At 60.7% G+C, this 26271-nt stretch carries 20 protein-coding genes and 1 pseudogene; 7 read left to right on the plus strand and 14 right to left on the minus strand.

Annotated elements, in window-relative coordinates; genetic code table 11:
* The first annotated feature begins 1 nt into the window (after position 1).
* Genes puuE through V6N02_RS00385 form a run of 3 tightly spaced genes read left to right on the plus strand, consistent with a single transcriptional unit; the run spans position 2 to position 3389 of the window.
* Positions 2 to 1414: an allantoinase PuuE gene (gene puuE / locus V6N02_RS00375; protein ID WP_371223161.1), complete on the plus strand. Its 1413-nt coding sequence runs from the start codon at positions 2 to 4 to the stop codon at positions 1412 to 1414.
* A complete protein-coding gene (locus tag V6N02_RS00380) occupies positions 1411 to 1896 on the plus strand; it encodes an ureidoglycolate lyase (protein ID WP_371223163.1) in 486 nt (161 codons plus the stop codon). Before puuE ends, V6N02_RS00380 begins: the two co-directional genes overlap by 4 nt.
* Before the next feature lie 56 nt (positions 1897 to 1952).
* Complete coding sequence (locus V6N02_RS00385) at positions 1953 to 3389, plus strand: nucleobase:cation symporter-2 family protein (RefSeq protein ID WP_371223165.1); 1437 nt, start codon at positions 1953 to 1955, stop codon at positions 3387 to 3389.
* A 394-nt stretch (positions 3390 to 3783) separates the two neighbouring features.
* On the opposite strand, the gene bhcD is transcribed toward V6N02_RS00385, so the two are convergent.
* From bhcD to bhcA, 4 genes are all read right to left on the minus strand, one after another.
* Positions 3784 to 4749 (minus strand): iminosuccinate reductase BhcD, encoded by a 966-nt coding sequence (bhcD, locus tag V6N02_RS00390; protein WP_371223167.1) that lies wholly within the window; start codon positions 4747 to 4749, stop codon positions 3784 to 3786.
* A 71-nt stretch (positions 4750 to 4820) separates the two neighbouring features.
* On the minus strand, positions 4821 to 5984 hold the full coding sequence (gene bhcC / locus V6N02_RS00395; protein WP_371223169.1) for a 3-hydroxy-D-aspartate aldolase BhcC: 1164 nt from the start codon (positions 5982 to 5984) through the stop codon (positions 4821 to 4823).
* Between the two features lie 12 nt (positions 5985 to 5996).
* Positions 5997 to 6962 (minus strand): beta-hydroxyaspartate dehydratase BhcB, encoded by a 966-nt coding sequence (gene bhcB / locus V6N02_RS00400; RefSeq protein ID WP_371223171.1) that lies wholly within the window; start codon positions 6960 to 6962, stop codon positions 5997 to 5999.
* The gene (bhcA, locus tag V6N02_RS00405) at positions 6962 to 8152 is read right to left on the minus strand and encodes an L-aspartate--glyoxylate aminotransferase BhcA (RefSeq protein ID WP_371223173.1); all 1191 of its coding nucleotides are present in this window, start codon (positions 8150 to 8152) and stop codon (positions 6962 to 6964) included. The genes bhcB and bhcA overlap by 1 nt, the downstream gene beginning before the upstream one ends.
* A gap of 169 nt (positions 8153 to 8321) precedes the next feature.
* Between bhcA and bhcR the strand changes: the two genes are divergently transcribed.
* Complete coding sequence (gene bhcR, locus V6N02_RS00410; RefSeq protein ID WP_371223175.1) at positions 8322 to 9149, plus strand: HTH-type transcriptional regulator BhcR; 828 nt, start codon at positions 8322 to 8324, stop codon at positions 9147 to 9149.
* A 1-nt stretch (position 9150) separates the two neighbouring features.
* On the opposite strand, the pseudogene V6N02_RS00415 reads toward bhcR, so the two are convergent.
* From V6N02_RS00415 to xdhA, 7 genes and pseudogenes are all read right to left on the minus strand, one after another.
* Positions 9151 to 9986, minus strand: a pseudogene (locus V6N02_RS00415) (bifunctional allantoicase/(S)-ureidoglycine aminohydrolase).
* A 111-nt stretch (positions 9987 to 10097) separates the two neighbouring features.
* Entirely contained in the window at positions 10098 to 10520 is a 423-nt protein-coding gene (locus tag V6N02_RS00420) for a GlcG/HbpS family heme-binding protein (protein WP_371223177.1), read from the minus strand.
* A gap of 2 nt (positions 10521 to 10522) precedes the next feature.
* Positions 10523 to 11818, minus strand: coding sequence for a guanine deaminase (gene guaD / locus V6N02_RS00425; RefSeq protein ID WP_371223179.1), 1296 nt, complete (start codon positions 11816 to 11818; stop codon positions 10523 to 10525).
* 59 nt (positions 11819 to 11877) lie between these two features.
* Positions 11878 to 13479: a xanthine/uracil/vitamin C permease gene (locus V6N02_RS00430; RefSeq protein WP_371223181.1), complete on the minus strand. Its 1602-nt coding sequence runs from the start codon at positions 13477 to 13479 to the stop codon at positions 11878 to 11880.
* Positions 13480 to 13532: 53 nt separating this feature from the next.
* Positions 13533 to 14348, minus strand: coding sequence for a xanthine dehydrogenase accessory protein XdhC (gene xdhC / locus V6N02_RS00435; RefSeq protein WP_371223183.1), 816 nt, complete (start codon positions 14346 to 14348; stop codon positions 13533 to 13535).
* Positions 14345 to 16663, minus strand: a complete 2319-nt coding sequence (gene xdhB / locus V6N02_RS00440; RefSeq protein WP_371223185.1) for a xanthine dehydrogenase molybdopterin binding subunit — start codon at positions 16661 to 16663, stop codon at positions 14345 to 14347. The genes xdhC and xdhB overlap by 4 nt, the downstream gene beginning before the upstream one ends.
* Positions 16664 to 16676: 13 nt before the next feature.
* On the minus strand, positions 16677 to 18134 hold the full coding sequence (gene xdhA, locus V6N02_RS00445; protein WP_371223187.1) for a xanthine dehydrogenase small subunit: 1458 nt from the start codon (positions 18132 to 18134) through the stop codon (positions 16677 to 16679).
* 124 nt (positions 18135 to 18258) lie between these two features.
* On the opposite strand from xdhA, the gene V6N02_RS00450 reads away from it, so the two are divergent.
* Complete coding sequence (locus V6N02_RS00450) at positions 18259 to 19173, plus strand: LysR family transcriptional regulator (protein ID WP_371223189.1); 915 nt, start codon at positions 18259 to 18261, stop codon at positions 19171 to 19173.
* Between the two features lie 47 nt (positions 19174 to 19220).
* Here V6N02_RS00450 and V6N02_RS00455 read toward each other — a convergent pair whose 3' ends face one another.
* Positions 19221 to 19979 carry a 3-keto-5-aminohexanoate cleavage protein gene (locus tag V6N02_RS00455; RefSeq protein ID WP_371223191.1) on the minus strand — a complete coding sequence of 253 codons (759 nt, stop codon included), beginning with the start codon at positions 19977 to 19979 and terminating at the stop codon, positions 19221 to 19223.
* 4 nt (positions 19980 to 19983) lie between these two features.
* A complete protein-coding gene (locus V6N02_RS00460) occupies positions 19984 to 22377 on the minus strand; it encodes a GcvT family protein (RefSeq protein WP_371223193.1) in 2394 nt (797 codons plus the stop codon).
* Positions 22378 to 22461: 84 nt separating this feature from the next.
* Between V6N02_RS00460 and V6N02_RS00465 the strand changes: the two genes are divergently transcribed.
* Positions 22462 to 23355: a MurR/RpiR family transcriptional regulator gene (locus V6N02_RS00465; protein ID WP_371223195.1), complete on the plus strand. Its 894-nt coding sequence runs from the start codon at positions 22462 to 22464 to the stop codon at positions 23353 to 23355.
* Positions 23356 to 23422: 67 nt separating this feature from the next.
* On the opposite strand, the gene V6N02_RS00470 is transcribed toward V6N02_RS00465, so the two are convergent.
* Positions 23423 to 24148, minus strand: a complete 726-nt coding sequence (locus V6N02_RS00470) for a hypothetical protein (protein WP_371223197.1) — start codon at positions 24146 to 24148, stop codon at positions 23423 to 23425.
* A 636-nt stretch (positions 24149 to 24784) separates the two neighbouring features.
* Between V6N02_RS00470 and V6N02_RS00475 the strand changes: the two genes are divergently transcribed.
* A complete protein-coding gene (locus V6N02_RS00475; protein ID WP_371223199.1) occupies positions 24785 to 26233 on the plus strand; it encodes a tetratricopeptide repeat protein in 1449 nt (482 codons plus the stop codon).
* Positions 26234 to 26271 lie beyond the last annotated feature (38 nt).

Here is a 26271-nt window from a genome sequence, read left to right on the forward strand (position 1 = left end):
AATGACGCGCTATCCCCGTGACATGACCGGATATGGTGAAACGCCGCCTGACGCCAATTGGCCGAACGGTGCGAAAATCGCTGTGCAGATCGTGCTGAATTATGAGGAGGGCGGCGAGAACTGCATCCTTCATGGCGATGCGGCGTCCGAGGCGTTCCTGTCCGAGATCGTGGGCGCATCGGCCTGGCCGGGGCAGCGTCACTGGAACATGGAATCGATCTATGAATACGGGGCGCGGGCGGGTTTTTGGCGGCTGCATCGGCTGCTCAAGGACACACCCGTTACAGTCTTCGGCGTGGCCACCGCGCTGGCACGCGCGCCCGAACAGGTGGCGGCCATGAAAGCCGCCGGGTGGGAGATCGCCAGCCATGGGCTGAAATGGATCGAGCATAAGGATATGACGCCCGACGAGGAACGCGTGCAAATCCGTGAAGCGATCCGTCTGCACACAAACGTCACCGGTAGCGCACCGCGCGGATGGTACACCGGACGCTGTTCCGACACCACGGTTGAACTGGTGGCCGGTGAGGGAGAATTTGACTATATCGCAGATAGTTACGCCGATGACTTGCCTTATTGGATGAAGGCAGCGGGCCGCGATCAATTGATCGTCCCTTACACGCTTGATTGCAACGACATGCGCTTCGCCACGCCGCAGGGTTTCAATTCAGGCGATCAGTTCGAGGCATATCTGCGCGACAGTTTCGATGTGCTTTATGAAGAGGGCGTCGCGGGTGCGCCCAAGATGCTGTCCATCGGGCTGCATTGCCGCTTGATGGGTCGCCCGGGACGCTTCGCTGCGCTGTGCCGCGCGCTTGATCACATGCGCGCGCATGAGGACGTGTGGTTTGCCACCCGGTTGCAGATCGCCGAACACTGGGCCGCCACACATCCGCCGGTTGCCCGGGTGCGTCCCTCAGAAATGGACAAGGCCAGTTTCGTCCAGGCATTTGGCGGCGTGTTCGAACACAGCCCGTGGATCGCCGAAGGGGCCCATGCGCTTGAACTGGGGCCGTCCCATGACAGCGCGCGCGGGGTCCATTCCGCGCTGGCGCGCATCTTTCGCGCGGCGTCCGAGGAAAAGCGTCTGGGCGTGCTGACCGCGCATCCCGATCTGGCGGGCAAGCTGGCCGAGGCCAAGCGGCTGACGGCGGAATCAACGGCCGAACAGGCCTCGGTGGGGCTGGACGCATTGACCGACGGTGAGCGCAGCACGTTTACCAAGCTCAACGACGCCTACACCACCAAGTTCGGCTTTCCCTTCATCATCGCCGTGCGCGACAACACCAAGGCGTCGATCATGGAGGCGTTCGAGCGCCGCGTGGCCCATGACCGCGCCACCGAGTTTGCCGAGGCCTGCCGACAGGTCGAACGGATCGCAGAACTGCGCTTGCAGGAAAAGCTGGGCGGATGAGCCGGGTGATCAAAGCGGTGCCGCTAACGGCAGAGGCTTTCGCGCCCTTCGGCGATGTTCTGGAGGCCGCGGGCGCGCCAGACAAGATCATCAATCAGGGCCTGTGCGGGCGTTATCACGATCTGGCGCAGCTTGATTTTACCGATGGCCGCGCCGGGATCAGCCTGTTCAAGGCCGAGCCCCGCACGCTGCCCCTGACACTGGATATGGTCGAGCGGCACCCCGGGGGTAGCCAGGCCTTTGTGCCGATGAGCCACGATCCGTTTCTGGTGATTGTTGCCGCAGATGACGGCGGCGTGCCGGGCACGCCCCTCGCGTTCATGGCGTGCGCGGGGCAGGGGATCAACCTGCACCGCGGGACGTGGCACGGCGTGCTGACGCCGCTGCACGCCCCCGGTCTGTTCGCGGTCGTGGACCGGATCGGGGAGGGCGACAACCTGGAGGAGCATTGGTTCGACACCAGTTACATCATCAAAGATTAATGCGTGCTGCCGGGGGCACTGCCCGGGCGAACCACCAATCGAGGAGTAAGACCAAGATGGCAGATACCTCAATCGGAACACCCGAACAGCTGCGGGACCCCAACTTCACCCCCGCGCTGCACCGCGCTGTGCCGCTGGGCATTCAGCACGTCCTGGCGATGTTCGTCTCCAACGTGACCCCCGCGATCATCATCGCAGGGGCCGCAGGCTTCGGCTTCGGGTCGGATGCGGCCGCGCAGGGCTTCCCCGACATGACCTACCTGATCCAGATGTCGATGCTCTTTGCCGGGATTGCGACGCTCTTTCAGACGATCGGGCTGGGACCGGTGGGCGCGCGCCTGCCCATTGTGCAGGGCACAAGCTTTGCCTTCATTCCCATCATGATTCCGCTGGTGGACGGCAAGGGCGTCGAGGCGTTGCCGGTCCTGTTCGGCGGGGTCGTGATTGGCGGTCTGTTTCATGCCCTGATCGCAACATTCATCGGCAAGATCCGTTTTGCGCTGCCGCCGCTGGTGACTGGCCTCGTGGTCACGATGATCGGGCTGGCGCTGGTCAAGGTGGGTATCCAATACGCCGCAGGCGGGGTGCCGGCCATCGACACGCCGGAATATGGCAGCCTGCTGAACTGGTCTGCCGCGCTGGTGGTTGTGTTTGTCACGCTAGCGCTGAAATTCTACGCCAAGGGAATGCTGGCGGTGTCCGCGGTCGTGATTGGTATCGTGGTTGGTTATATCTACGCGATGATGGCCGGAATGGTTACCATGGAGGGCATCGCCGCAAGCTGGGAGCGCGCCGCGCCGATTGCCTTCCCGGAGCCTCTCAAATACGGGTTTGAAATCAGCGTCGCCGCTGTCGCCGGCTTCTGTCTGATGGCCTTCGTTTCTGCGGTTGAAACCGTGGGTGACGTGTCGGGCATCACCAAGGGCGGTGCGAACCGTGAAGCGACCGAAAAGGAAATCACCGGTGCGACCTATGCCGACGGCGTCGGCACAGCGATTGCGGGTATGTTCGGTGGTTTTCCCAACACCTCGTTCAGTCAGAACGTCGGGCTGATCGCAATGACGGGCCTGATGAGCCGTCACGTGGTGACCATCGGTGCGCTGTTCCTGATCCTCTGCGGCCTGATGCCGAAAGTGGGCGCGGTGATCCGAACGATCCCGATCGAGGTGCTTGGAGGCGGTGTGATCGTGATGTTCGGCATGGTGGTCGCGGCGGGCATTTCGATGCTGTCCGATGTCAACTGGAACCGCCGGAATATGGTGATCTTCGCCATATCCCTTTCGGTCGGTCTTGGGCTGCAGCTTGACCCGAAAGCGGTGCAATACCTGCCAGATACCCTGCGCATCCTGATGACCAGCGGCCTGCTGCCCGCGGCACTGATCGCCATCGCGCTGAACCTGATCCTGCCCGAAGAGCTGGCCGGGGAAGCCACCGAGGAGGTGTCGGGCGGCTTGTCCGGCCATGGCAGGGGGTCACTTCCCAGCGAGGATTAGGTCAAGTGCCGCCCTGCGCGGCCAGGCACTGAAAGGCCCAGCCTTTTCCTCGGAGGGGGCTGATGTGACCTGATACAAGGGGCATCAGTGTTTGTGACAACGAATGGCGGCTTTGAGTCCTGTGCGGTCGTCACGACTGTGCGCCAGGCCGGTTAACAGCCGCGCAGCGGCCCGGCCATCGTCAGCCCCTCCCATGGGCTGGCGATTTGTCTGACGCAGGTGCTACGCTCATTCTGTGGATGTGCTTTGCGAGCATAAAGCGCCCGGAAGCAAATGGTGGCTCGCCACCCCAGAGGCTGATGCTGGCCTCCGGTGGCTGGTATGCGGCGAATGTCCGCTCCGTCCCGCAAATCCAAACACCTCAAAACCATATGAGTCGCGAAACGGGTTTCGTTCAGACATCCACCTCAATCGCGATGCCTTGCTCGGCGGCCAGCCGGACGACCGAGGCTGCCACGGCGAGATCCTGCAAGCCAACGCCGGTGCCGTCGAACAAGGTGATCTCGTCCTCCGAGGCACGCCCGGGATGCGCGCCGTTGATCACGGCCCCCACCTGCGTGATGTCTTCCAGTTTGATCAACCCTTGCGCCACCGCATGTTGTGCCTCGCCGATGGTTGAGGATTGCGCGACCTCGTCGGTAAAGACAGTGGCGCTTTGCAGCAGTTCCGGTTCGACCTCCTGCTTGCCCTTGGTATCCGTGCCCATGCAGGCGATATGACAGCCGGGGCTGATCTGATCTGCGCCCAGAATGGCATCGAAGGACGAGGTGATCGAGATGATCACATCCGCGTTGCGCATCCCGTCAAGCTCCACTGCCTCGAAAGGCAGACCTGCCTCGGCCGCGACCTTTTCGAGATTGGGCAGCATCTCGGGGTGCAGGTTCCACCCGATCACCTTCTCGAAGTCACGCTGCTCCAACGCCGCGCGCAGCTGGAACGTGGCTTGGTGGCCCGCGCCGATCATGCCGATCACCTTCGCATCCTTGCGCGCCAGATGTTTGATCGACACGGACGAGGCCGCCGCGGTGCGCAAAGCGGTCAAAAGGTTGCCACCGACCATGGTGCTGACCCGACCGGTGTCAGGATCAAACAGGAAGACCGTGGACTGGTGGTTGATGATGCCTTGCGTCTCAAGGTTGTTGGGCCAGTAACCGCCCGCCTTCAACCCCAACGTCTGTCCCGCGCGGTCAAACCCGCCCTTGAAACCATAGAGGGCATCGGCATGGCCAATCGCCTCGCGCACCACGGGAAAGTTATAGGCATCACCTGCGGCCATGGCGGCAAACACCTGTTCTACCGCGTCAAACGCGGCTTCGCGGGTCATCAGGTTGGCGATCTCGCGCTCGGGAACGATCAGCATGGGGGCACTCCTTTGAAAAACGTGCCCCGCCCAATGAAAGGGCGAGGCGGGTATTGGGATATTGAGGAAAATCAGTAGGCTTTGCCGCGTGCACTGACCGGCCAGACCGTTTCAACCTTGCCGTTCCGCACACCGACATACCAGTCATGCACATTGGCGGTTGGGTCGCAGTGGCCCGGCACGAGGCGCAGCTTCTCGCCGACCGCCAGCACCCCGTCCGGGTCGGCCACCACGCCATGTTCATCCGAGCATTTGACATATTCGACGTCATTGCGCCCAAAGATCACCGGCAATCCGCTATCGACCGACTGCGCCTTGAGGCCCGCATCCACGATGGCCTTGTCGGCCTTGGCGTGGCTCATCACCTGCGTGAGCAGGAAGAACGCGTTCTCCCATTCGCCCTGATCGATACGGTTGCCGTCCTTGTCCAGAATGCGGCCATAATCGGCGTCCATGAAGGCGTAAGAGCCGCATTGCAGCTCGTTATAGACGCCGGAATTGCTCTCGAAATAGTAGGAGCCGGTGCCGCCGCCCGAAACCAGCTCAGCGGTGATCCCTGTCGCGGCAAGCCCATCCACCGCGTCTTTCACTTGTGCGATGGCCACGTCCAGCTTGGCCTTGCGATCCTCATAGCTATCCATGTGCTGCATCGCGCCCTGATAGGCTTGGATGCCGGTAAATTTCAGGTTTGGTGCGGCCTCGATCGCCTTGGCAATCTCGACGACGGCTTCCGTCGTGGTCACACCGCAACGCCCTGCGCCACAGTCAATCTCGATCAGGCACTCGATCTCGGTGCCATGCTTTTGGGCCGCCCCGGACAGTTCGGCCACATTGGCCAGATCATCGACGCAGACCAGCGTGCGGGCACCGAACTTGGGCAGTTGCGCCAGCCGGTCCAGCTTGCGCGGATCGCGCACCTGGTTGGAGACCAGAACGTCCTTGATCCCGCCGCGGGCAAACACTTCGGCTTCGGACACTTTCTGACAGCACACCCCGACGGCCCCGCCAAGGCGCTCCTGCAGCTTGGCCACATCGACCGATTTGTGCATCTTGCCATGCACGCGATGACGCATGCCGTGGGCCTTGGCGTAATCGCCCATCTTTTTGATGTTGCGTTCCAGCGCATCAAGATCAAGCACAAGCGCGGGCGTCTGGATGTCAGCCTCGTCCATGCCGGGCAGGGCAGGCACGTCAAAACCAACCTCAAGCTCTTCGAGTTTCACAGTCGCGTTCATGGGTCTCTCCCTTCAAATGGTCCAGTGCAGCGTGTCGAGATCGACATTGCCGCCGGTGATGATCACGCCGACGCGTTTGCCCGCGAAACGGCTTTTGTTCTTGAGGATGGTGGCGAGGGGCACAGCCGAGCTGGGTTCCATCACCACGCGCAGATGTTTCCAGGTGAGTTTCATCGCGTCGATGATCTCTTGTTCGGACGCGGTCAGCATGTCGCTCACATGGTTCGACACGAAGTGCCATGTCAGGTCTTTCAAAGGCACTTTCAGCCCGTCTGCCACGGTTTGTGGGGCATCATCGGCGATGATGTGCCCCGCCTTGAAACTGCGATAGGCATCGTCGGCCTGCTCTGGCTCGGCAGCGATGATCCGGGTCTCAGGCGCCAGCGTCGACAGGGTCAGGCAGGTGCCCGAGATCATTCCGCCGCCGCCAATCGGGGCGATGGCGATGTCGACACCATCGGTCTGTTCCATCATTTCCTTCGCACAGGTGCCTTGCCCGGCGATCACGCGCGGGTCGTTGTAAGGATGGACGAAATCCCCGCCGGTTTCGGCCTGAACCTTCGCGAAGGCTTCCTCGCGCGAGGTGGTTGAGGCTTCGCATTCGGTGATCTGCCCGCCATAGCGGCGCACCGTGTCTTTCTTGGCCTGTGGGGCGGTTTTTGGCATCACCACATTGCAGGGGATACCGCGCAGCATCGCCGCATAGCTAAGGCAAGAGGCGTGGTTGCCCGAGGAATGCGTTGCCACGCCCTTGGCGGCCTGTTCGTCGCTCAGCCCAAAGACGGCGTTGGTGGCACCGCGCACCTTGAAGGCGCCCGGCTCCTGAAAGTTCTCGCATTTGAAGAACAGCTGCGCACCGGTCAGCTCGTCGAGGTAATCCGAGCTTCGGATCGGCGTGCGGTTGATATGCGGGGTGATGCGCTCATGCGCGCGCAGCATGTCCTCGTAGGTGGGGATGATCATACCGGCATCCTTCATCATGCCGCTGCTTTCTGCGCTGCCGCGGGATGGCCGCGATAGTAATCCTGCGCGGCAGCCACGCCCGAGCCGAGCGCGATATCCAGACCCAGATCGGCCATGCACATCTCGGCTGTGGCGATGCCGGACAGCGTCATCACATCCGTCAGACTGCCCAGATGGCCGATGCGGAACACCTTGCCGGCCACTTCACCGAGGCCGACGCCAAAGGCGACGCCATAGGTCTCGGCGGCATGGGTCACGATGTCGGTGGCATTGAAGCCTTCGGGCGTGCGAATGGCGCTCACTGTGTCGGAGTAAACCGATGGGTCAGCGGCACAGAGGTCCAGACCCCAGGCATGTACGGCGGCGCGTACGCCTTCGGCAATGCGATGGTGGCGGGCAAAAACAGTCTCCAGCCCTTCGTCCAACAACATGCCGCAGGCAATGTTCAGCCCGTTCATCAGCCCCACGGCGGGGGTGTAAGGATAGGCGTTATTCTCATAGCCTTTGGCCATGTCATGCACATCAAAGAAGGTGCGCGGCAGGGTGCCGGTTTTGGTGGCTTCCATCGCCTTCTGGCTGAACCCAACGATGGCAAGCCCGGCGCTCAGCATGAAACCTTTCTGCGAGCCGGTCACGGCCACGTCCACGCCCCATTCGTCAAAGCGGAAGTCCATTGAGCCGATCGAGCTGACCCCGTCGACAAAAAGCATTGCCGGGTGACCTGCGGCATCCAGCGCCCGGCGCACGGCGGCAATATCCGAGCGGACACCTGTGGCGGTCTCGTTATGGGTGGCCAGAACCACCTTGATCTCATGGGCCGTGTCGGCGGCAAGGATCTCGGCATAGCGATCCGCAGGCAGGCCGTGGCCCCATGGCGTTTCGACCACCTGAACCTCCAGCCCGTGGCGCTGGCACATGTCGATCCAGCGCTGGCTGAACATGCCGTTGCGGGCGGCCAGAACCTTGTCGCCAGCGCTGAGCGTGTTGGTCAGCGCGGTTTCCCAACCGCCGGTGCCGGTGGAGGGGAAGATGAAAACCTCGGCGGAAGTGCTTTTCAGAACCTTGCGCGCACCCTCGCGGGCGGGGTGCAGGATGCTGCCGAAAAGCGGTGACCGGTGGTCAATCGTCGGCATATCGCAGGCCTTGCGCAGGTTTTCCGGGATGTTTGTCGGTCCTGGAATGAATACTGGATTTTGGAAGCTCATATTCCGTCTCCTTGTAAAGCTATTGCCCATCTTAAGAGGGCATGACGCATATTGAAATTTTTTTGAAATCATTTTTCATTTTCAAAAAAGGAAAATAAATTAAACATTGTCAAAGGCTTGATTTTTTCATAATATGAAATTGTTTTTTGTATTGAAAATGAGAGAGCCGATGAATCTTCCCAAAAGCGAGTCCCAAACCGGGCGACGCGCGCGGGGGCGGCCCCGTGGCTGGGACGATAAAACCGCGCAAAACACCATCAAATCGCTCGACCGGGCGATGGAGGTGTTCGAATATCTCAGCGAGGATCAGGGCAAGCCGCTTTCGGTGCTGGCCAGCGAGACGAACCAATCCCCGGCCACCCTTTACCGCGTGCTGATCACGCTGGAGGGGCGGGGTCTTGTTGAATTCGACGCTGCCGAGCAGGTCTGGAATATCGGGCCGCAGGCCTTTCTGATCGGCGCGCGGTTCCTGCAACGCACCAGCCTGGTCGAACGTGCGCGCCCCGTTCTGCGCCGCCTGATGGAAGTGACGGGTGAGACGGCCAATCTCGGGATTGAGAAAAGCGGGCAGGTGCTGTTTCTCAGCCAGGTGGAAACCGAACAGAGTATTCGCGCGTTCTTTCCGCCCGGCACGCTGGCACCGATGCATTCCTCGGGGATCGGCAAGGCGCTGTTGGCCGAAATGCCCCCGGACAGGGTTGAGCGGCACCTGGCCAGCGAGCCGCGCGAGGCGTTCACGCCCAACACGATCGTGGACCATGATGCGCTGATCGCCGATCTGAAAACAACACGCGCGCGCGGTTATTCCATCGACGGGGAAGAACGCAATTTGGGCATGTGCTGCATTGCCGCTGCCGTCTTTGATATGAACCGCGAGGCGGTGGCAGGCATTTCCGTTTCGGGGCCGACAAGCCGGGTTGGCGTTGACCAGATCGAGCCGCTGAGTAAGGCGGTGATCGGTGCGGCATCGGAATTGTCCAAAGCCATCGGAGGATAGATCACCCGCGCGGGTTGATCCCACGCAGGCTCATATGCCGGTTCACGTCCTTGTAAAGCAGATAGCGGAAGCGCCCCGGCCCACCGGCGTAACAGGCCTGCGGGCAAAAGGCGCGCAGCCACATGTAATCGCCGGCCTCCACCTCGACCCAATCCTGGTTGAGGCGATAGACCGCCTTACCTTCCAACACGTAAAGCCCGTGTTCCATCACGTGGGTTTCGCAAAACGGGATCACGGCCCCGGGTTCAAAGGTCACGAGGGTGACATGCATGTCATGGCGCATGTCAGATGGATCGACAAAGCGCGTGGTGGCCCATTTGTCATCCGTGCCGGGCATCGGGGTGGGCACAATCTCCTGCTCGTTGGCGATCAGGACATCGGGCAGGGCAAGGCCGTCGACCGGCTCATAAAGCTTGCGGATCCAGTGAAAACGAAGGGGCACGGTGCCCGCATTGCGCAGCGTCCAGTCACTGCCCGGGGGCAGAAAGGCATATCCGCCGGGCGTCAGCACATGGGTATTGCCTGCCACAGTCAGCGTCGCCTCGCCCTCCACCACGAAAAGCACCGCCTCGGCGCCCGCATCCGTCTCGGGCCGGTCCGATCCGCCGCCCGGAGCGACCTCCATGATGTATTCGAAAACGTCTCGGCAAACCCGCTGAGTGGGCGCGACAGGACCCAAAGCCGCGTATCCTCCCAGAACGGCAGGAAGCTGGTCACGATATCGCGCATCGTGCCCTTGGGGATCACGGCATAAGCGTCGGTAAAAACGGCGCGGTCGGTCAGAAGCTGGTCCTGTCCGGGATGTCCCCCGGTGGGAGCATAATAGCGTGCCGTCATAACGTCTCCGATCTGTCGCCGTTCTTCTTGAATGTATGTTCAGGGGGCACAGAGCGGCAGTGCGAAACCTGAAACAGGTCCTTTCGGAAACTCTTGAAAATAAGCGTGTTTTCAGAGCTGCGCGAGGAAGGCATCAATCCCGGCCTGCGCCACGGCACGATCTTGGTCCGGCGTTCCAGAACTGACACCAATGCCACCAACAACGGCGTCCCTGACGATCACGGGCAGGCCCCCGCCCACCACCATCAACCGCCCGCCAATGGCCGAGGCGATTCCGTAGGCTGCCGCGCCCGGTTGGCTGGCCGCGCCGTATTCATGCGTGGCCTTTTTCGCGCCTGCCGCGGTAAACGCCTTGTCGATTGCAATGGTGCTTGAGGTGACTTTGCCGCCATCCATCCGGCGAAAGGCGATCAACTGACCGGCCTCGTCGGTGATGGCAATGCACATCGGCACGCCGATCTGTTCCGCATGGGCCACAGCGCCCGCAATCAGGATATCGGCATCGTTGGCATCCAGACGGGTCACGCTCAGCATGTCTAGGCTCCTTTTTGCGGCACACCGGCCACATAGGTTTGCGCGATGGCGCGGTCATCGCCCATGATCTGCAGCGCGAACAGTTCTTCGTCAAGCGTTTCGGCGCGTTCCATCCGCAGGGCCATGGCAGGTGTCGCACGGGCATCCAGCACGACGATATCCGCCTCGGTGCCCGCATCCAGCGTGCCGATCCTGTCCTCCAGCCCCAGCACCTCGGCATTGCCCCGCGTGATCCAGTGAAAGGCGCGCAAGGCGTGCAGGCTCTGGCCCTGCAATTGCAAAACCTTGTAACCCTCATTCAGCGTTTGCAGCATGGAATAGCTGGTGCCGCCGCCAATATCAGTTGCGATCCCGTTGCTCACCTCCGCTGCGCGCATCCGCGCGTCGTCAAAGCAGCCGGAGCCAAGAAACAGGTTCGAGGTCGGGCAGAACACCGGATGCGCGCCGGTTTCGGCCAAGCTGGCCACTTCACGGTCCGACAGGTGGATGCAATGACCCAACAAGGCCTTATCGCTCAGTAGGCCGTAGGTTTCATAGATATGCAGGTAGTCTTTGGCCTCTGGGTAAAGCGAGGTCGCAAGGGCAATTTCATCAATATTTTCAGATAGATGTGTCTGGATGTGACAGTCCGGATGCTCTGCGGCAAGGGCACCGGTCATCTCCATCTGCGCGGGGGTCGAGGTGATGGCAAAGCGCGGCGAGATCGCATAGCCCAACCGCCCGGTGCCGTGCCAGCGCGCGATCAGCGCCTTGCTGTCATCATAGCCCGATTGCGGTGTATCGCAGACCGTTTCGGGCGCGTTACGATCCATCAGAACCTTGCCGCCGATCATCCGCATATTGCGGCGCTGCGCTTCGGTGAAATAGGCCTCGGCCGAGGCGGCGTGGGACGAGCAATAGGCCACCGCCGTGGTGGTGCCATGGTCAGTGAGCAGGTCAAGGAAGCGGCCCGCGATGGCATCGGCATGGGCCGGCTCGGCAAAGCGCGCCTCTTCGGGAAAGACATAACCGTTCAGCCAGTCGAGCAGCTGCGCGCCCCAACTGGCGATGACCTGCACCTGCGGGAAGTGGAGATGCGTGTCGATGAACCCGGCCATCATCAGGTGTGGACGATGGTCCATCACCGGCGCGTCGGGGGCTTGCGCGGTCACATCGGCAAACTCTCCCCGCGTCACAATCACCCCGTCGCGCAGCAGCAGGGCACCGTCTTCGAGATAGGTATAGGCGTCGGTCTCTGCGCCATCCACAGGCTCGCGATGGAAAGTCAGAAGGCGTCCGCGCAGCAGCGTGTCGGTCATGATGGGCCTCGTTGGGAAGGTATGGCCGGGGCGGAGTGTGATCCACCCCGGCCCGTTGCTCAAGCGTCTATCGCGGGCGTATCGTCGTCGATCAGGTCCGGTTCATCCGGAACGATGACCCGATGCATCAGATCCTCGTGCGGGACAAGCATCGGATAGATGTAAAGGAACGCACCGATGATCAGGTAGCCGAGGGTGATCTGGTCAAACTGCGGCATTTGCAGCGTGTAGGAGTGGATGACCCCGATGGATGACATCACCGCAGCCGCAATCGCAAAGCCACCGGCATAGCGGAACCGCCCGTCAATCACGTCCGCCACGATGGCCCCCCAGACCAGTCCAGTGATGATCGCGCCCTGGCTGAGGGCCAGATGCCCCTCGTAATGCGCACCCCCTTGCAGAAGCGCGGCTGTCAGCCCCTCGTCTCCAAGGCCGGGCAGCCCTTCCACGCCGACATCGCGCAGCGCGTTCATCAGCGAGCCCCATTTGACCATCAGGAAGGCCGAAATATGCGGCAGGATCGCGAAGGCCACGGCGGCCATGTGCAGGGGTTTCACCGCGTAGCCAGTGTTGGTGATCAGGCTGACCGCCACGAAGACCAGAACAGGGGCGGCGGCGGCCACCGGGATCAGCCCGGCAAGGAACGACAGGAAGCCGAAGAAGGCTGCCGCCGCGATAACTCCCGCCACGCCGATGATATAGCCCGCATGCGCATCCAGCCGCTTGTATGCGGGATGCCCGATATAGACGGTGGTGGGGAAGGGCGAGCCGAACAGCGCGCCGATCATGGTCCCCGCACCGTCCGTAAGCTGACACAGGCCGACCGGGTAATGATCGCCCGCCGCTTCGGCGGATTCCACATTGTTCATCGTTTCGATGAAATTGTAGATCTGCACTGGGATCAGCACGAGGAACAGCTCGGGATTGGCAAAGAGATACTGCACCCCCGCGATCATGTCGCCGATATAGGGAATCGGCGGATAGAACCCGATGCCGCTGGCATCAAAGCTGGCCTCTCCGAGGATAATCGCAATGATTGTCCCCGCGCCGATGGCCACAAGACCCGCCGGAATGTTCCCGGGCAGACGGAACCGGCCAATCAACCCCCAAAGGATGAAGAGCAGCGAGGTAAAGCCGATCAGTGGATGCTCGAAAATCTGCGAAAGCGGCACGGACCCGATGAACACCAATGCGATCCCGCACAGCGTGCCCAACATGCCAGCACGCGGTGTGATCTTCTTGAGGAACGGACCCACCAGAGCCCCACAGGCGGCGACGATGCCCCCCATGAACCCCGCGCCGATGCCCACCTGCCAGGCCAGCAACGCATCCTGCGTCGACCAGTAGATCGGGCCGATCACGCCGAAGAGATAGACGAACATCACCGGCGTCGAGATGCCATAGGGCAGGGCGGTGACGTCCTTGCCCTGTCGGTTCGCGGCCCATTTCGCCATCATTGTGTAGACGGCAACCCCCGCGATAATGGCAATGGCCGCACCGGGCACGATACGCCCGAAGACGATCTCGGGCGGCATCTGAAAGACGAACTGACAGATTGCCGAAAGGATCAGCAGATTGACGAGGTTGTCGGTGAACAACGCCCAAAAGGCGTTGAAGTCGTTCCGTGCGAACAACTTGTATTGATAGGTTGCATCAGACATGTCGTTATGTCCCTCCTGTCGGAATTGCCCGCTGTCGCGGGTCGGTTTTCTCTTTATTTATGTATTTCAACGCGTTGCCTGGCGTGGTTTGTCAGCCGCGCCATCACTTCGGCCACTATGAAAGCGGCAATGATTTCAGGTCGCTTGTCGCTGCTGCCATTCGCTCCGATGGGGCAAATCAAATCGCCCGTGCGCACCTCGGGCGCATCGGTCTTGCAGAAGCGCTCGAACTTCACCCGCTTGGTGGCCGATCCGATCAGGCCCACATAGGCCGCGTCGCCCCGCGCCAGCGCCTCGGCGGTCAGCAGAAAATCCAGCGCGTGATCATGGGTCAGCACGATAAAGGCGCTTCCGGTCGGAGCGTTGCGAATATCCGCCTCGGGCAGGGCGGTCAGTCGTTTCTCCACCTGTGCGTCGCAAAGCGATAACTCCTCGACCCGGTTGTCGATCAGAATGCAGCGCACCGGCATCGCCTGAAACAGCGTGGCCAGCGCGCGGCCCACATGGCCCGCACCCAGCACGTAGATATGGGGCATGGCCGCCTGTTCCGCCGCCGCATCGGCCAACGCGTTCGTGCGATCAGCGGCATGCATAAGGGCGAGGGTGATATCCACGCGCCCGCCACAGCATTGGCCGATTTCGGGGCCAAGCGGCACATCCATATGTTCGCTTGTTCGGCCCGCGCGCAGCATGGCACGCGCCTTGTCGATCGCCATGTATTCCAGCTGACCACCCCCGATTGTTCCGTGCAAAGCGTTCTCAGCCACGAACATCTCGGCCCCCGCCTCGCGCGGGGACGAACCGCGCACGCGCGCAAGGCACACATGGATCACCTGCGAATGGGCCTGAAAGAAGCGCGCGAGTGTCATGACGACGCTCCGCGCAGCCGCTCAACTGCCATCAACACGCGTTCGGGCGTGGCGGGTGCATCGAGGCGTGGGCAAGTCTTGTAATCCGCCACGCTCGCCACCGCATGGGACAGCGCCTCGAACACCGAAATGCCGAGCATGAAGGGTGGCTCGCCCACGGCTTTTGATCGCTTGATCGTGTTCTCTCGGTTCTCTGACCAGTCCGCGAGCTTGACGTTGAATTCCCGCGGTCGATCCGAGGCCAGCGGAATCTTGTAGGTCGAGGGCGCATGGGTGCGCAGCTGGCCCTGATCATCCCACCACAGCTCTTCGGTGGTCAGCCATCCCATGCCCTGGATAAACGCACCTTCCACCTGACCCTTGTCGATCACAGGGTTCAGCGAGCGGCCCACGTCATGCAGGATATCCGTCCGCTCCACCCGGTATTCGCCGGTGAGCGTATCGACGGAGACCTCGGAACAGGCCGCGCCATAGGCGTAGTAATAGAACGGGCGGCCCTTGCCGGTGGCGCGGTCCCAGTGGATCTTGGGCGTCTTGTAAAAGCCCGCCGCCGAAAGGTGGATGCGCGCCATATAGGCTTCGCGAATGAAGTCGTCGAACGGGATCACCTCGGTTCCGATCTCGACCGCATTGGGGATGAAGCGGATCTTGCTTTCTTCGGTTTGCCAGCGTTCGGCGGCGAACGCGATCAGGCGTTTCTTGATCTGCAAGGCAGCGTCCTGGGCGGCCATCCCGTTGAGGTCCGAGCCGGAGGAGGCGGCGGTCGCGGATGTGTTGGGCACTTTTTCAGTGGTGGTTTTGGTGATCTTGATCTTGTCAAAATCCACCTGCAATTCATCGGCCACCACCTGGGCCACCTTGGTGTTCAGCCCCTGGCCCATTTCGGTGCCGCCATGGTTCAGATGGATCGAGCCATCGGAGTAGATGTGCAGCAGCGCGCCCGCCTGATTGTACCAGGTGGCGGTGAAGGAGATGCCGAATTTCACCGGCGTCAGGGCAATCCCCTTACGGATCGGCCCGCCTTTCGCGTTCCAGTCAAGTATTGCCTGACGGCGCGTCTGATACCCGGCGCTCTCTTCCAGTTCCGCCACGATGCGCGGCGCGATATTGTCCTCAACCGTCTGGTGATAGGGCGTTACATCCCGGCCACCCTCGCCATAAAAATTCACCTTGCGCACATCCAGCGTGTCCAACCCGCGATGATAGGCGATCTCTTCCATGATGCGCTCGGCTGCAATCACGCCCTGTGGCCCGCCAAAGCCGCGAAAGGCGGTGTTGGAAACGGTATTGGTCTTCATCGGGTGCGAATTGAGCAGCACGTTGGGATAGTAATAGGCGTTGTCGGCGTGAAACAGCGCCCGGTCGGTCACAGGCCCCGACAGGTCCGACGAAAATCCGCAGCGCGCAGCGAAATCGCCCGAGACGGCAAGAATGCGTCCGTCATTGTCAAAGCCCACCTCGTAATCGATCACGAAGTCATGGCGCTTGCCGGTGGCGGACATGTCATCGTCACGGTCGGGGCGGATTTTGACGGCGCGGTTCCATTTCTTGGCCGCAACAGCGGCGACCGAACAGAACAGGTTCATCTGTGTTTCCTTGCCGCCGAAGCCCCCGCCCATGCGGCGGACATTGATCGTCACGGCGTTCGAGTTCACACCCAGCACATGCGCCACCATATGCTGCGCCTCGCTCGGGTGCTGGGTCGAGGAATGCACCAGCACATCCTCGTCTTCGCCCGGAATGGCAAAAGCAATATGCCCTTCAAGATAAAGGTGATCCTGCCCGCCGATGCGCATCTGGCCCTTGATCCGATGAGGGGCTTGTTCCATGGCCTCATCCGCGTTCCCGCGTTTCAGCGTGAGTGGTGGGGTGACGTAGGGCATGTCCGCCGCCTGCGCCGCATCAGGTTCCAACACATGAGGTAGGTCTTCATAGGTGATCCGGGCCAGCTTGGCAGCACGTCGGGCGGCATCGCGGGTTTCGGCCACCACGGCAAAGATCGGCTGGCCCCAGAACTCGACCTTTTCCTCGGCAAAGATCGGTTCGTCATGCAGGCCCGTGGGGCTGACATCGTTAACGCCCGGAATGTCCTCGGGCCGCAATACGCCGATCACGCCGGGGGCGGCGCGCACGGCGCTCAAATCTATCTCACGGATCAGCGCATGGGCGCGGGTCGACAGGCCCAGATAGGCGTGCAGCGTGCCTGCGGGTTCGGCAATGTCATCGCAATACTCGGCGCGCCCCGTGACATGCTTGATGGCGCTGTCGTGCTTGAGATCGGTATGGACGCCGCCTTGAATGCTTTGGTCTCCCATGGCTTTTTCCTCCCTAAACGCTCAGCCGGACGGGGGTGCCCGCGTCCTGCTGTTCCAGCCAGAACCGGCGGAACAGGTTCTTTGACACCTGCATCCGGTAGGCGTCCGAAGCACGCCAATCGGTGAGCGGTTTGAAGTCATCCTCAAGCCGGGTTGCTGCGTGCAGCAGTGTCGCCTCACTCCAGGCCTGTCCAACCAGCGCGGCTTCGGAATGCGCTGCCCGTTTGGGCGTGCCGGCCATGCCGCCAAAGGCGATACGGGCGGCGGTGATCTGGCCATTCTCGACCGTCACGTTGAAGGCCGCGCACACGGACGAGATATCCTCGTCCCGGCGCTTGGAAATCTTGTAGGCGGCATGAAGGCCGTTCGCGGCCGGGCGCGGCACGCTGATCGAGGCGAGGAACTCGCCCTCGGCCCGGTCCTGCCTGCCATACTCGATAAAGAAATCCTCGATGGGCAAGGTCCGGCTGTTGGCCCCGTGCCGCAGCGTGATTGTGGCACCCAGCGCGATCAGCACCGGCGGCGTGTCCCCGATGGGCGAGCCGTTGGCGACATTCCCGCCGATTGTGCCCATGCTGCGGATTTGCCACCCGGCGATGCGATCCCAGAAAGGGCCAAGATGCGGGTAATCCGTGGCCATGGCCGCGCGGCTGTCGGTATAGCTGACCCCCGCGCCGATCTCGATTGTCTCGTCCGTGACATCCAGCGCGCGCAGTTCCTCAAGGTGATTCAGGAACACAACGGGCGAGATATCGCGCAGGAATTTCGTGACCCAAAGCCCCACATCGGTGGCCCCGGCGACCAGCGTGGCCTTGGGCCGTTCCAGTAAGACCTCGGCCAGATCATCGACCGAGGCGGGCAGGATGCACAGGCTGTTGCCATCCGCCACCTCGACGCGCTGCCCGTCTTGCAGGGCAGACAGCCGTTCGGTCATGGCTGCGCGCTCGCGGGTCAGCGCGTCATCGGCCGGGCTGCCCAGCGTGGTGGCTGCCTTGGCCGCTTTGATGATTGGCTCATAGCCCGTGCAGCGGCAAAGATTGCCCTGCAGGGCAGTCTCGATCTCGGTTTCCGTTGGATCAGGGTTTTCCATCCACAGCGCATAAAGCGACATCACGAAACCCGGTGTACAGAAACCGCACTGGCTACCGTGATGCTCGACCATGGCTTGTTGCACAGGGTGCAATCGTCCTTCGGGGCCTGACAGATGTTCGACCGACACGACGTGGCACCCATCCAGTGAGGCCAGCAACCGGATGCAGGCATTGACCGGCTCATAACGCAGCGCGCCCTCGGCCAGGCGACCAACCAGCACGGTACAGGCCCCGCAATCGCCCTCGGCGCAACCTTCCTTGGTGCCGGTCAGGCGACGATTGATCCGAAGGAAATCCAACAGGGTGTCCGAAGCCCCAACGCGATCAAGCGTCACATCCTCGTCATTCAGCACAAAACGAATGTTTGATCTGGTGGTCATGGCTCCCCCTGCGGGCTGGCTTTGAGTCTTTATTCTTTCAGTATGCCGCAGGTCGATTTTCAGATATACGTGCAAGTATGCTAAGCTACTTCAATGAATCGTTGAAAATAGAAGGAGGTGGCAGATGCCCTATATCGAAAGCCTGAAGGTCTTTGTGCGGGTGGTCGAACTGGGCAGCATCACCGCCGGAGGCCGCGATCTGCGCCTGACGCCGGCCGTGGCCAGCAACCGGATCAAAGAGCTCGAGAACCGCCTTGATGTGCGGCTGTTCAACCGCACCACGCGCAAACTGATGCCAACCGAAGCCGGGCAGGCGTTTTATGATCACGCCCGGAAAATCGTTGGGGCCATCGAGGATGGAGAGGCCGCCGTTTCGGGGTTTTCCAGCAATCCGCATGGTGTCGTGCAGGTCTCGGCCCCGCTGAGCGCTGGCCGCCGGATCATCGCGCCGCTGATCCCCCGGTTTGCGGAAACCTATCCGGGTGTCAGCGTGCGTTTGCGCCAGACAGACCGCACGGTGGACCTGTTGCAAGACGGTATAGATGCGGCCTTCGTCGTCGGGCATCTGCCGGATTCAAACCTGAAACAGCGCAAGATCATGGATTGTCCCCGCGCGCTCTGTGCAGCCCCCGACTATCTTGCGAAAAACGGTACGCCCGAAACCGTAGACGATCTTGACCGGCATAACTGCCTCTTGCTGCGTTTTCCCAGATCGCCCGAGTATTACTGGACTGTTCAGGGCAGGGAGGGTCTGCGGAAGCTTCATGTGTCGGGGCAGTTTGATTCCGACGATGGCGATGTGCTGACCGGCTGGGCGCTGGATGGCCGGGGCATCGTCAACAAACCGCGCTTTGAAATCGAGCATCATCTGCAAAGCGGGGCGCTGGTCGAGATCCTGACCGAGACGCCCCCGATACCGGTATCGTTCGCCTGTCTTTATCCGCATCGTCGGCTTCAGGATTCAAAGGTCCGTCTGTTTATCGACTTTATAGTGTCCGAGGCACGCCAACGCCTGAAAGCCCAGAAAGCCGCATCCTAGCTTTCTGGTTTACAAAGGTCTGTGTGTTCGGGGCGGGAAGGCCCGGCTCACACCCCTTCAGCTGTCATTTTCGCAATCAAGGCCGAAACGGATGCCGCGTTATCGGTCCATGGCGCGCCATCTGATCCGGATAGGCTGTTTTCAAACCCAACCCGGATATCGCCCCCCATTTGGGCGGCGCGCAGAAGGCAATCATGTTCATACGGGCCAAAAGCGCACGCCATCCACCTGCTCTTCGCCGTTTGGGCAAGGGCTGCCCCATCAAGATCGGAAGGCTTCGCATTCTCGCCGGTCGCGTAGCGGCCCAGAACCACCAGCCTGTCGGTTTGATCCGCGCGGGCCGTGCTGTCGCCCAACCAGTGATCAAGCAGGTCAGCATCATCTGCATCGTAGAGAATATGCTGTACCTTTGCGCCCAGATCGGCACATGTGCCGTAGACTCGACTGGCCAAATCCGGCGCGCGGTTGACCTCTCGCACGGCGATGGAGACCCAGGCCGGTTTGACCTCTTCAATGCAGCGCAGTTGATCTTCGACGGTATAACGGCCAACGGCTTCGGTGGTGATTTGCACATCCATCGACGGCACACGGTGCGCCAGTTCGGCAATCGTCTCGCGATAGCGACCGGCCTCCAGTGTGTGCTGCCCATCGTCATCCCGGATATGCAAATGGAGGCCATCGGCCCCGGCAGCGGCACAGGCCTGCGCGGCTTGGATAATCTGATCCATGTCTATCGGAACCGCCGGGTGATCTTTCCGGGTGCGGCGCGCGCCGTTCGGCGCCACAAGAACATAGGGCCGTGGCATCTGTTCACCCTTTCATCCGGTGGCCTGCGGGATCAAAGGCGCAGGCATATTGCAATCTCGCGGCAAAACGGACCCCGGCAATATCCACTTCGACCTCTGCGTGATCGGCGTCGTCCATGCCCACGCTGGCAAGGGCAACGGGTTTCCCGATACGATACCCGAAGGAGGCAGATGTCGTATGCCCGACAATGCGCTCGCCTGCATAGATCGGCTCATGACCCAGCGGAACGGCAGTTTCATCCGCCAGAACAACCGTGACAAGACGGCGCTTGGCGGTTTCACGGCGCTGGGCCAGGGCTTCTGACCCGACAAAGCGCTTGGTCTTCGCCACCAGCATATCCAGCCCCGCTTCGACCGGGGACGTGTCCGTGTCCAGCTCGTGCCCGAACGCGGCAAAGCCTTTTTCGATCCGCATGGAGGTCTGGGCAAACAAGCCGGCGGGCGGCGCCCCCGCTTTGGTCAACGCACGATATACGGGCGCCGCGTTTTCCGCCTTCATGGTGATTTCCCACCCGGCCTCACCCACGTAAGACATCCGCACCGCCCGCACATGGCATCCGGCGATATGGGCCGGGCCAACCTTAAAATACCCCAATTCGGTCAGGCATTCAGCCCCTGTCTCGGTGACGATCCGTGCCGCGTCCGGCCCCATCAGGCCCAGAACCGCATAGTCCTCCGTGCTGTCGGTCAAAGTCACGTCAAACCCGTTGGTATGGCGTTGAAACCACGCCAGATCCCGCCTGATCGCATTGGTGCCGGTGAACAGGCGATAGTGAGTGTCGGTGATCCGATGCGCGGTGATGTCGGACTCATACGTCCCGCGTTCGTTCAGAACAGCCGTGTAAATCGCGCTCCCCGGCGCTTTGGCCATGTTCGATGCGCAAACATGCTGCAGAAAGGCCTCGGCATCCGGGCCTTCGACCTCGATCTTGCCAAAAGGGGAGGCGTCAAAGATTGCAGCGCTTTCATGGGCCGCCTTCACCTCGGCAGCCACGTTGTCAGACCAATCCGGGGTGCCGAATGTCATCTCGGGTTCAGTCGTCTTGCCGAAATAGAGCGGGCGTTCCCAGCCATAGAACTGGCCGAAATAGGCGCCCGCCGCCCTGTATTCTTTTTCCAGAGGAAGCGCGCGCAGGTTGCGGGCGGTGGCAAGTTGACGGCCCGGGTAAGCGATCTCGTAATGGGTTCCAAGTATCTCGGGCGCGCGCGCCATTAGGTGTTCAAGCGAGTTGAAGACCGGTGCAAAGCGTTTGGCATCTGCCTCGCCCAGATCGTAAGCCGTGCGGCCATGCACGATGCAATGCGCCAGGTTCATACCTGCGCCACCCCCCGAGGCGATGCCGACCGAATTCAAGCCGCACCCCAGGAAAAGCCCCTTCGTTTCAGCAGTTTCGCCCAGCATGAACATCCCGTCCGGCGTGAAACTCTCCGGCCCGTTCAGCAGCATTTTCACCTCGGCCGTCTCAAGCGCTGGCAGCCGGTGCAGCGCGTTCAGCATCATCGGTTCAAAGTGATCCCAGTCTTCCGGCAGAAGGCCGAATTCAAAGCTTTCATCCAGCACACCGGGGGCGATTGGCTTGCCCATCGGTTCAAAACATCCCACCAGCAGACCACCAGAGTCATCGCGGATGTAAAGATGGCTGTCGTGATCGCTGAGGGTGGGCATGTTGCCCGCAATCCCGTCAATCGGTTTGGTCAACAGATAGAAGTGTTCACATGCGAGGGCAGGGACCTCGGCCCCGGCCATCGCCCCGATCTCGCGCGACCACAGCCCGGCACAGAGCGCAATGGCATCGCAGGTTACGGTGCCTTGCGTTGTTTCAACACCTCTGACGCGCCCATTTTCGGTCAGAATACCGGTCACGCCCGTGTCCTCGAAAATCGTGGCGCCCAACCTTTTGGCCCCTTTGACCAGGCCCGCACAAACGTCGGACGGGCTGACGCGACCATCATCGGGGGACCAGACCGCGCCGATCACATCGTCTGCGTTCATCAGCGGCCAGCGTGCCTTGGCCTCATCCGCGCTGATGGATTGTGCCGTGACGCCATAGGCATGCGCCAAGGCTTCTTGTCGGCGGATATGTGTCAGCCTTCCCTCCGATGTGGCAACCGACAGGCTGCCCTTCTGGATCCAGCCCACATTCTGACCCGTCTCTGTCTCAAGACGAGAGTAAAGATCGACCGAATACTGGATCATCCGGGTTAGGTTCTGCGAATGGCGCAGCGCCCTGACCTGCGCGGCCGAGTGCCATGTGGTGCCCGAGGTCAGCTTGTTGCGTTCAATCAGGATGGCATCGCCCACGCCCATCTGGGCGAGGTGGTACAGCGTCGAACACCCCATGATACCGCCGCCGATGACGACGACCGAAGCATGCGCAGGGAGTGAGGTTTGGGTCATGAGGGCCTCGGCTTGACGAGTCGTGTTGCATATGTTTCATCAAATACAAGTCAGCGTAACATATGCAACAAAGAAACCATCATCATGCCCAGACCCAAACCTGTTGACCTTACCCCGGGCAAAATCCAAAGCCTCAGCCCGCAGCTGCGCAAGGCTGCAAGGTATGTTGTTGAAAACCCTGGCGAGATTGCCACCCGGTCACAACGCTTTGTCGCGAAATCGACCAATCTGCCCGCCCCGACCTTCACCCGCCTGGCGCGGGCTATTGGCTATGAAACCTATGACGATCTGCGCGACGTGTGCCGGCAAGACCTTCTGCACAAGCGCACGTTCCTGGCCGACAAGGCGCAGGCGCAGCTGCGCGACAGCACCGACGAAACCAGTTTCGCCGCGCATCACGTCTCGGCCTCTCTTCGCAACATAGACGCGATGCTTACCGATCTGGACGAAGCGCAGCTTGAAGCCGCGGCGAGCGTGCTTGCCAAGGCGCGCCGGGTGAGTTTGATCGGGTTGCTGAGCGCGAAACCAATCGTGGATTACGCCGCTTATCTGGCCAATATGTCGCTTGGGAACTGGCGCTCACTTGGCCTTGAAAGCGGTGCTTTGGCAAATGATCTGGCCGACCTCGACCACCGTGACGCCTGTCTTGTTTTCAGCGTTCAACCCTACGCGGCGCGGGCGGTCGAACTTGCCCGTCATGTCGCCGCTCAGAACGTCCCGGTCATCGTCCTGACCGATAGCCCTCTCGCTCCTGCGGCCGAATACGCGGACCACTGTTTTTGCCTTAAGACAGACAGCCCCCAGTTTTTCCCGTCCCACGCCACCGCGCTCGTTTTCTTTGAGACGATCATCGGAATGATCATTCAGCGGAACGGGGCCACCGCGCAGGAGCGTATTGCGAAGATCGAACGACACAACCACGAACTCGGAGAATACTGGCAGGACGAACCTGCCAGCAATACCCAAGGAAAGCGCTGACATCCCGCTGACAGCCGTCAGGCGGCCATCTTGGACATAACGTGACGCAGCTGTCGGGCTGCCAGTTCTAACGGTCTATGTTTTCACAGCTGCAGTTCTGGCTCCGACCCTTGACCGTGGTTGGAATCCGATAGAAGCGAAAGCCCCCCAAGCGATACATCTCATCCACAAAGCTGTATTCGTCGCCGTCAGCAGCCACGGTCTCAACCGGTGTTCTTACAAACTCGACCGGGTTCCGGTAGGGTGCACCCTCGTTCAGCCAATCGGCCGTCAGGACCATTTCTACACCGTCAAGTTCCCAGTTTCCTGAATAGGGGCGTTCGGCAAAGACGAATTGGAACGTGCCATCTTTGCGAATGGACGTGTAACCCTCTGCATCCAAAGACATTTCCCCCGACTCCATTGGCGCCAGCAATTTACTCCATAGCACGACGTAGTTTTCTTCGGCATCGCAAAGCTCTCGCCGCGCGATGGGGTCTTTGGTTTCGAAATTCCATTTTTCTTCAAACAGCGCGTTCATGATGTCTTCGCGCGTCGTCAGTGGTTCGGCTTCTTCCAGATCGTATCGATAGGTCTGGTCAATCTCTAACTCTTCCTCGTCTCTGTCATCGTCCTCCAGGTCCAGCCGGTCCTCGGACATCAAAGGATCGCAGAATGCCACCGGAAGAGCAGATTCCGACTGCTCCTGAGAATGGGCGACGATCGGTATCGACACGGCCGCCGCAAGAATAGGAAAAATGGCTAAAAACTTCATAATTACCCCCCAGTAATAAATGTGTAGCGCGTCGTTCAACCTTGCAAAGTTCTTACTTTATGGCAATTTAGTCAACCTTTGCGCTTTTCCGGGGCGCCCGGCGCACAGTCAGCGCGGGCAATCTGCACCTGCCGACAAGAGGATGATCTGCCTGCCGCAAGAACAGGCCTCGGCGCAGAATCCGGAGCCGTATCCATAGCTCAAAAACGTCGCGTTAGGGCGGGAAAACCTGCAGAAACTTATCGCTGATAACCTGCCCCGATTCCCCGGGCGGCCGTGGTGGGGCCATGACGCCGGGAGCGAGGGCAAAGACGCCTCTCGGCCTCTCAGAAATTGCAATGAACTGTCCTCGGCTGCAATTGTCCCGCTGACTGCCGGAGCCGCCACACACCATCCCATGTGCGCTGGGGGAAGAGGCCTGTGATTCTGATAAGTTAATCAAAAGTCGAGACCGTGAACACGCATAGGGGGTAAGCATCGCCATTTCATCACCTTTTTAGCGAAATCCGGTCCCGGAATGGCCTGATCTGGAGAAATTCGGCAATAAAATCTGGAATGCGACAAAGAAATATGCAATGATTTTAACATATTAAAAAACACTATTTTGATTATGGCAGGCTGAATAGGCACATCGGGAATCTATCGACATACCTTAGGGGGGGTAAGTTGATAGAAATGCAGAAGATCGTATCATTCGCACTTAAAGGCGCGTTAACAGCCGTGTTTTTTGTGCATTCGGCCGCTGGCATTGCCGTGGCTCAAGAGCTTGATTTCGATGGCCTTCAAAGCAAGGCCGAGGCGGGAGACGTCGCCGCTCAGCGGAAATTGGGCGAAGCGCTCGTCTATGGACTCGATGGAATCCCTAAAGATGCTCAGGCCGGCAAAGCCCTGTTGATGCAAGCCGCAAATAGCGGGGATTTGGACGCCAAGATCAAATTGGGCACTCTTCTTGTCGATGGTATCTACCTCGACGCGGATCCCGATTCAGGGCTTGAATTGCTTGAACAAGCTGCCGCTGCAGGTGATGTGCGTGCCCAGACAAAACTGGGAATTGACCGCTTATGGGGCATCAATTCCCAGGCCGACCCGGAGGCCGCGCGCAGCTTGCTGACCGCCGCTGCCGCCAACGGTGGGACCGAGGCGGCCCGCGTTCTCGGGGAAGGGCTGATCGGGGGCTGGGTTCTGGATCGCGATGTCGATGAAGGGGCGCGCCTGTTGGATCAGGCCGTTCAGGACGGCGACACCCAGGCAAAAATCACGCTGGGATCGTTCTTGCTGAATGGTGACGGCCTGCGCCAGAACACCGCGCGCGCGACACAGCTTTTTGAGGACGCTGCCAAAGACGGGAACGGCGAGGGTCTGGAACAGCTTGGCGCCTTCCTGATGTGGGAGAAAAGGAACGCCAGAAAAGGCGAGATGTATTTGCGGCGCGCTGGCGAATTGGGTCGCACATCGGCCTGGGAGACATTGGCAGAAGGTGCCATGTACGGGTTCCTCGGGAAAGCGAGAGGCAAAAAATTCAATGAGTTTGCCCAGTTGGCCCGCGCGCAGAATTCCTCGCGGATCGAAGTGCTGGATGCCCAGCGTCAGATGTGGGGGATCAGTATGCGCGCCAGCGGTCCCAAGACCATTGCCAAGCTCGAAGACGCTGCTTCGGAGGGCAACAAGGATGCGGCGAAGTTTCTGATCAGCCTGGTCAGGGACGGAAACCAGATGAACGTGCGCCGGCAACCGGGCCGGGCAAGCGGTTACATCGAGAAATATTCCGATCTGCTGACGCCCAATGAAACGTCGCAATACGAACTGTCAATTCAGGCCGCCAAGGCCAGAAGCGTGCGCGAATACAAATCAATTGGCGAACGTCTTGGCAACTGGGACGATGTCGTCTCGGACGAGTTCGGAAAAGACCTGTTTGCGGCCAATCCCAACCTGGCGATCTACCTGTTGCAGGGGGATATGAAAAGCCGCGGCAGTTTCAAAGGCAATCCCAGCGGGCGCGCCACCAAGGCGACCATTCGGGCGATTGTCAAAGAGTGCAAGGCCTCCCGAATTTCCCGCAATTGCAAACACTCCGTTGTGGAGCCGAATGTCATCGGCCCGCTCTTGGCCAGGCAGTTCAGATAACGAGCCTGAGAACCCGAAAGCAGCCGAAGTTGGTAGAA

The sequence above is a fragment of the Roseovarius conchicola genome (genome assembly GCF_041403425.1).
In the GTDB taxonomy this organism is placed as follows: Bacteria; Pseudomonadota; Alphaproteobacteria; order Rhodobacterales; family Rhodobacteraceae; genus Roseovarius; species Roseovarius conchicola.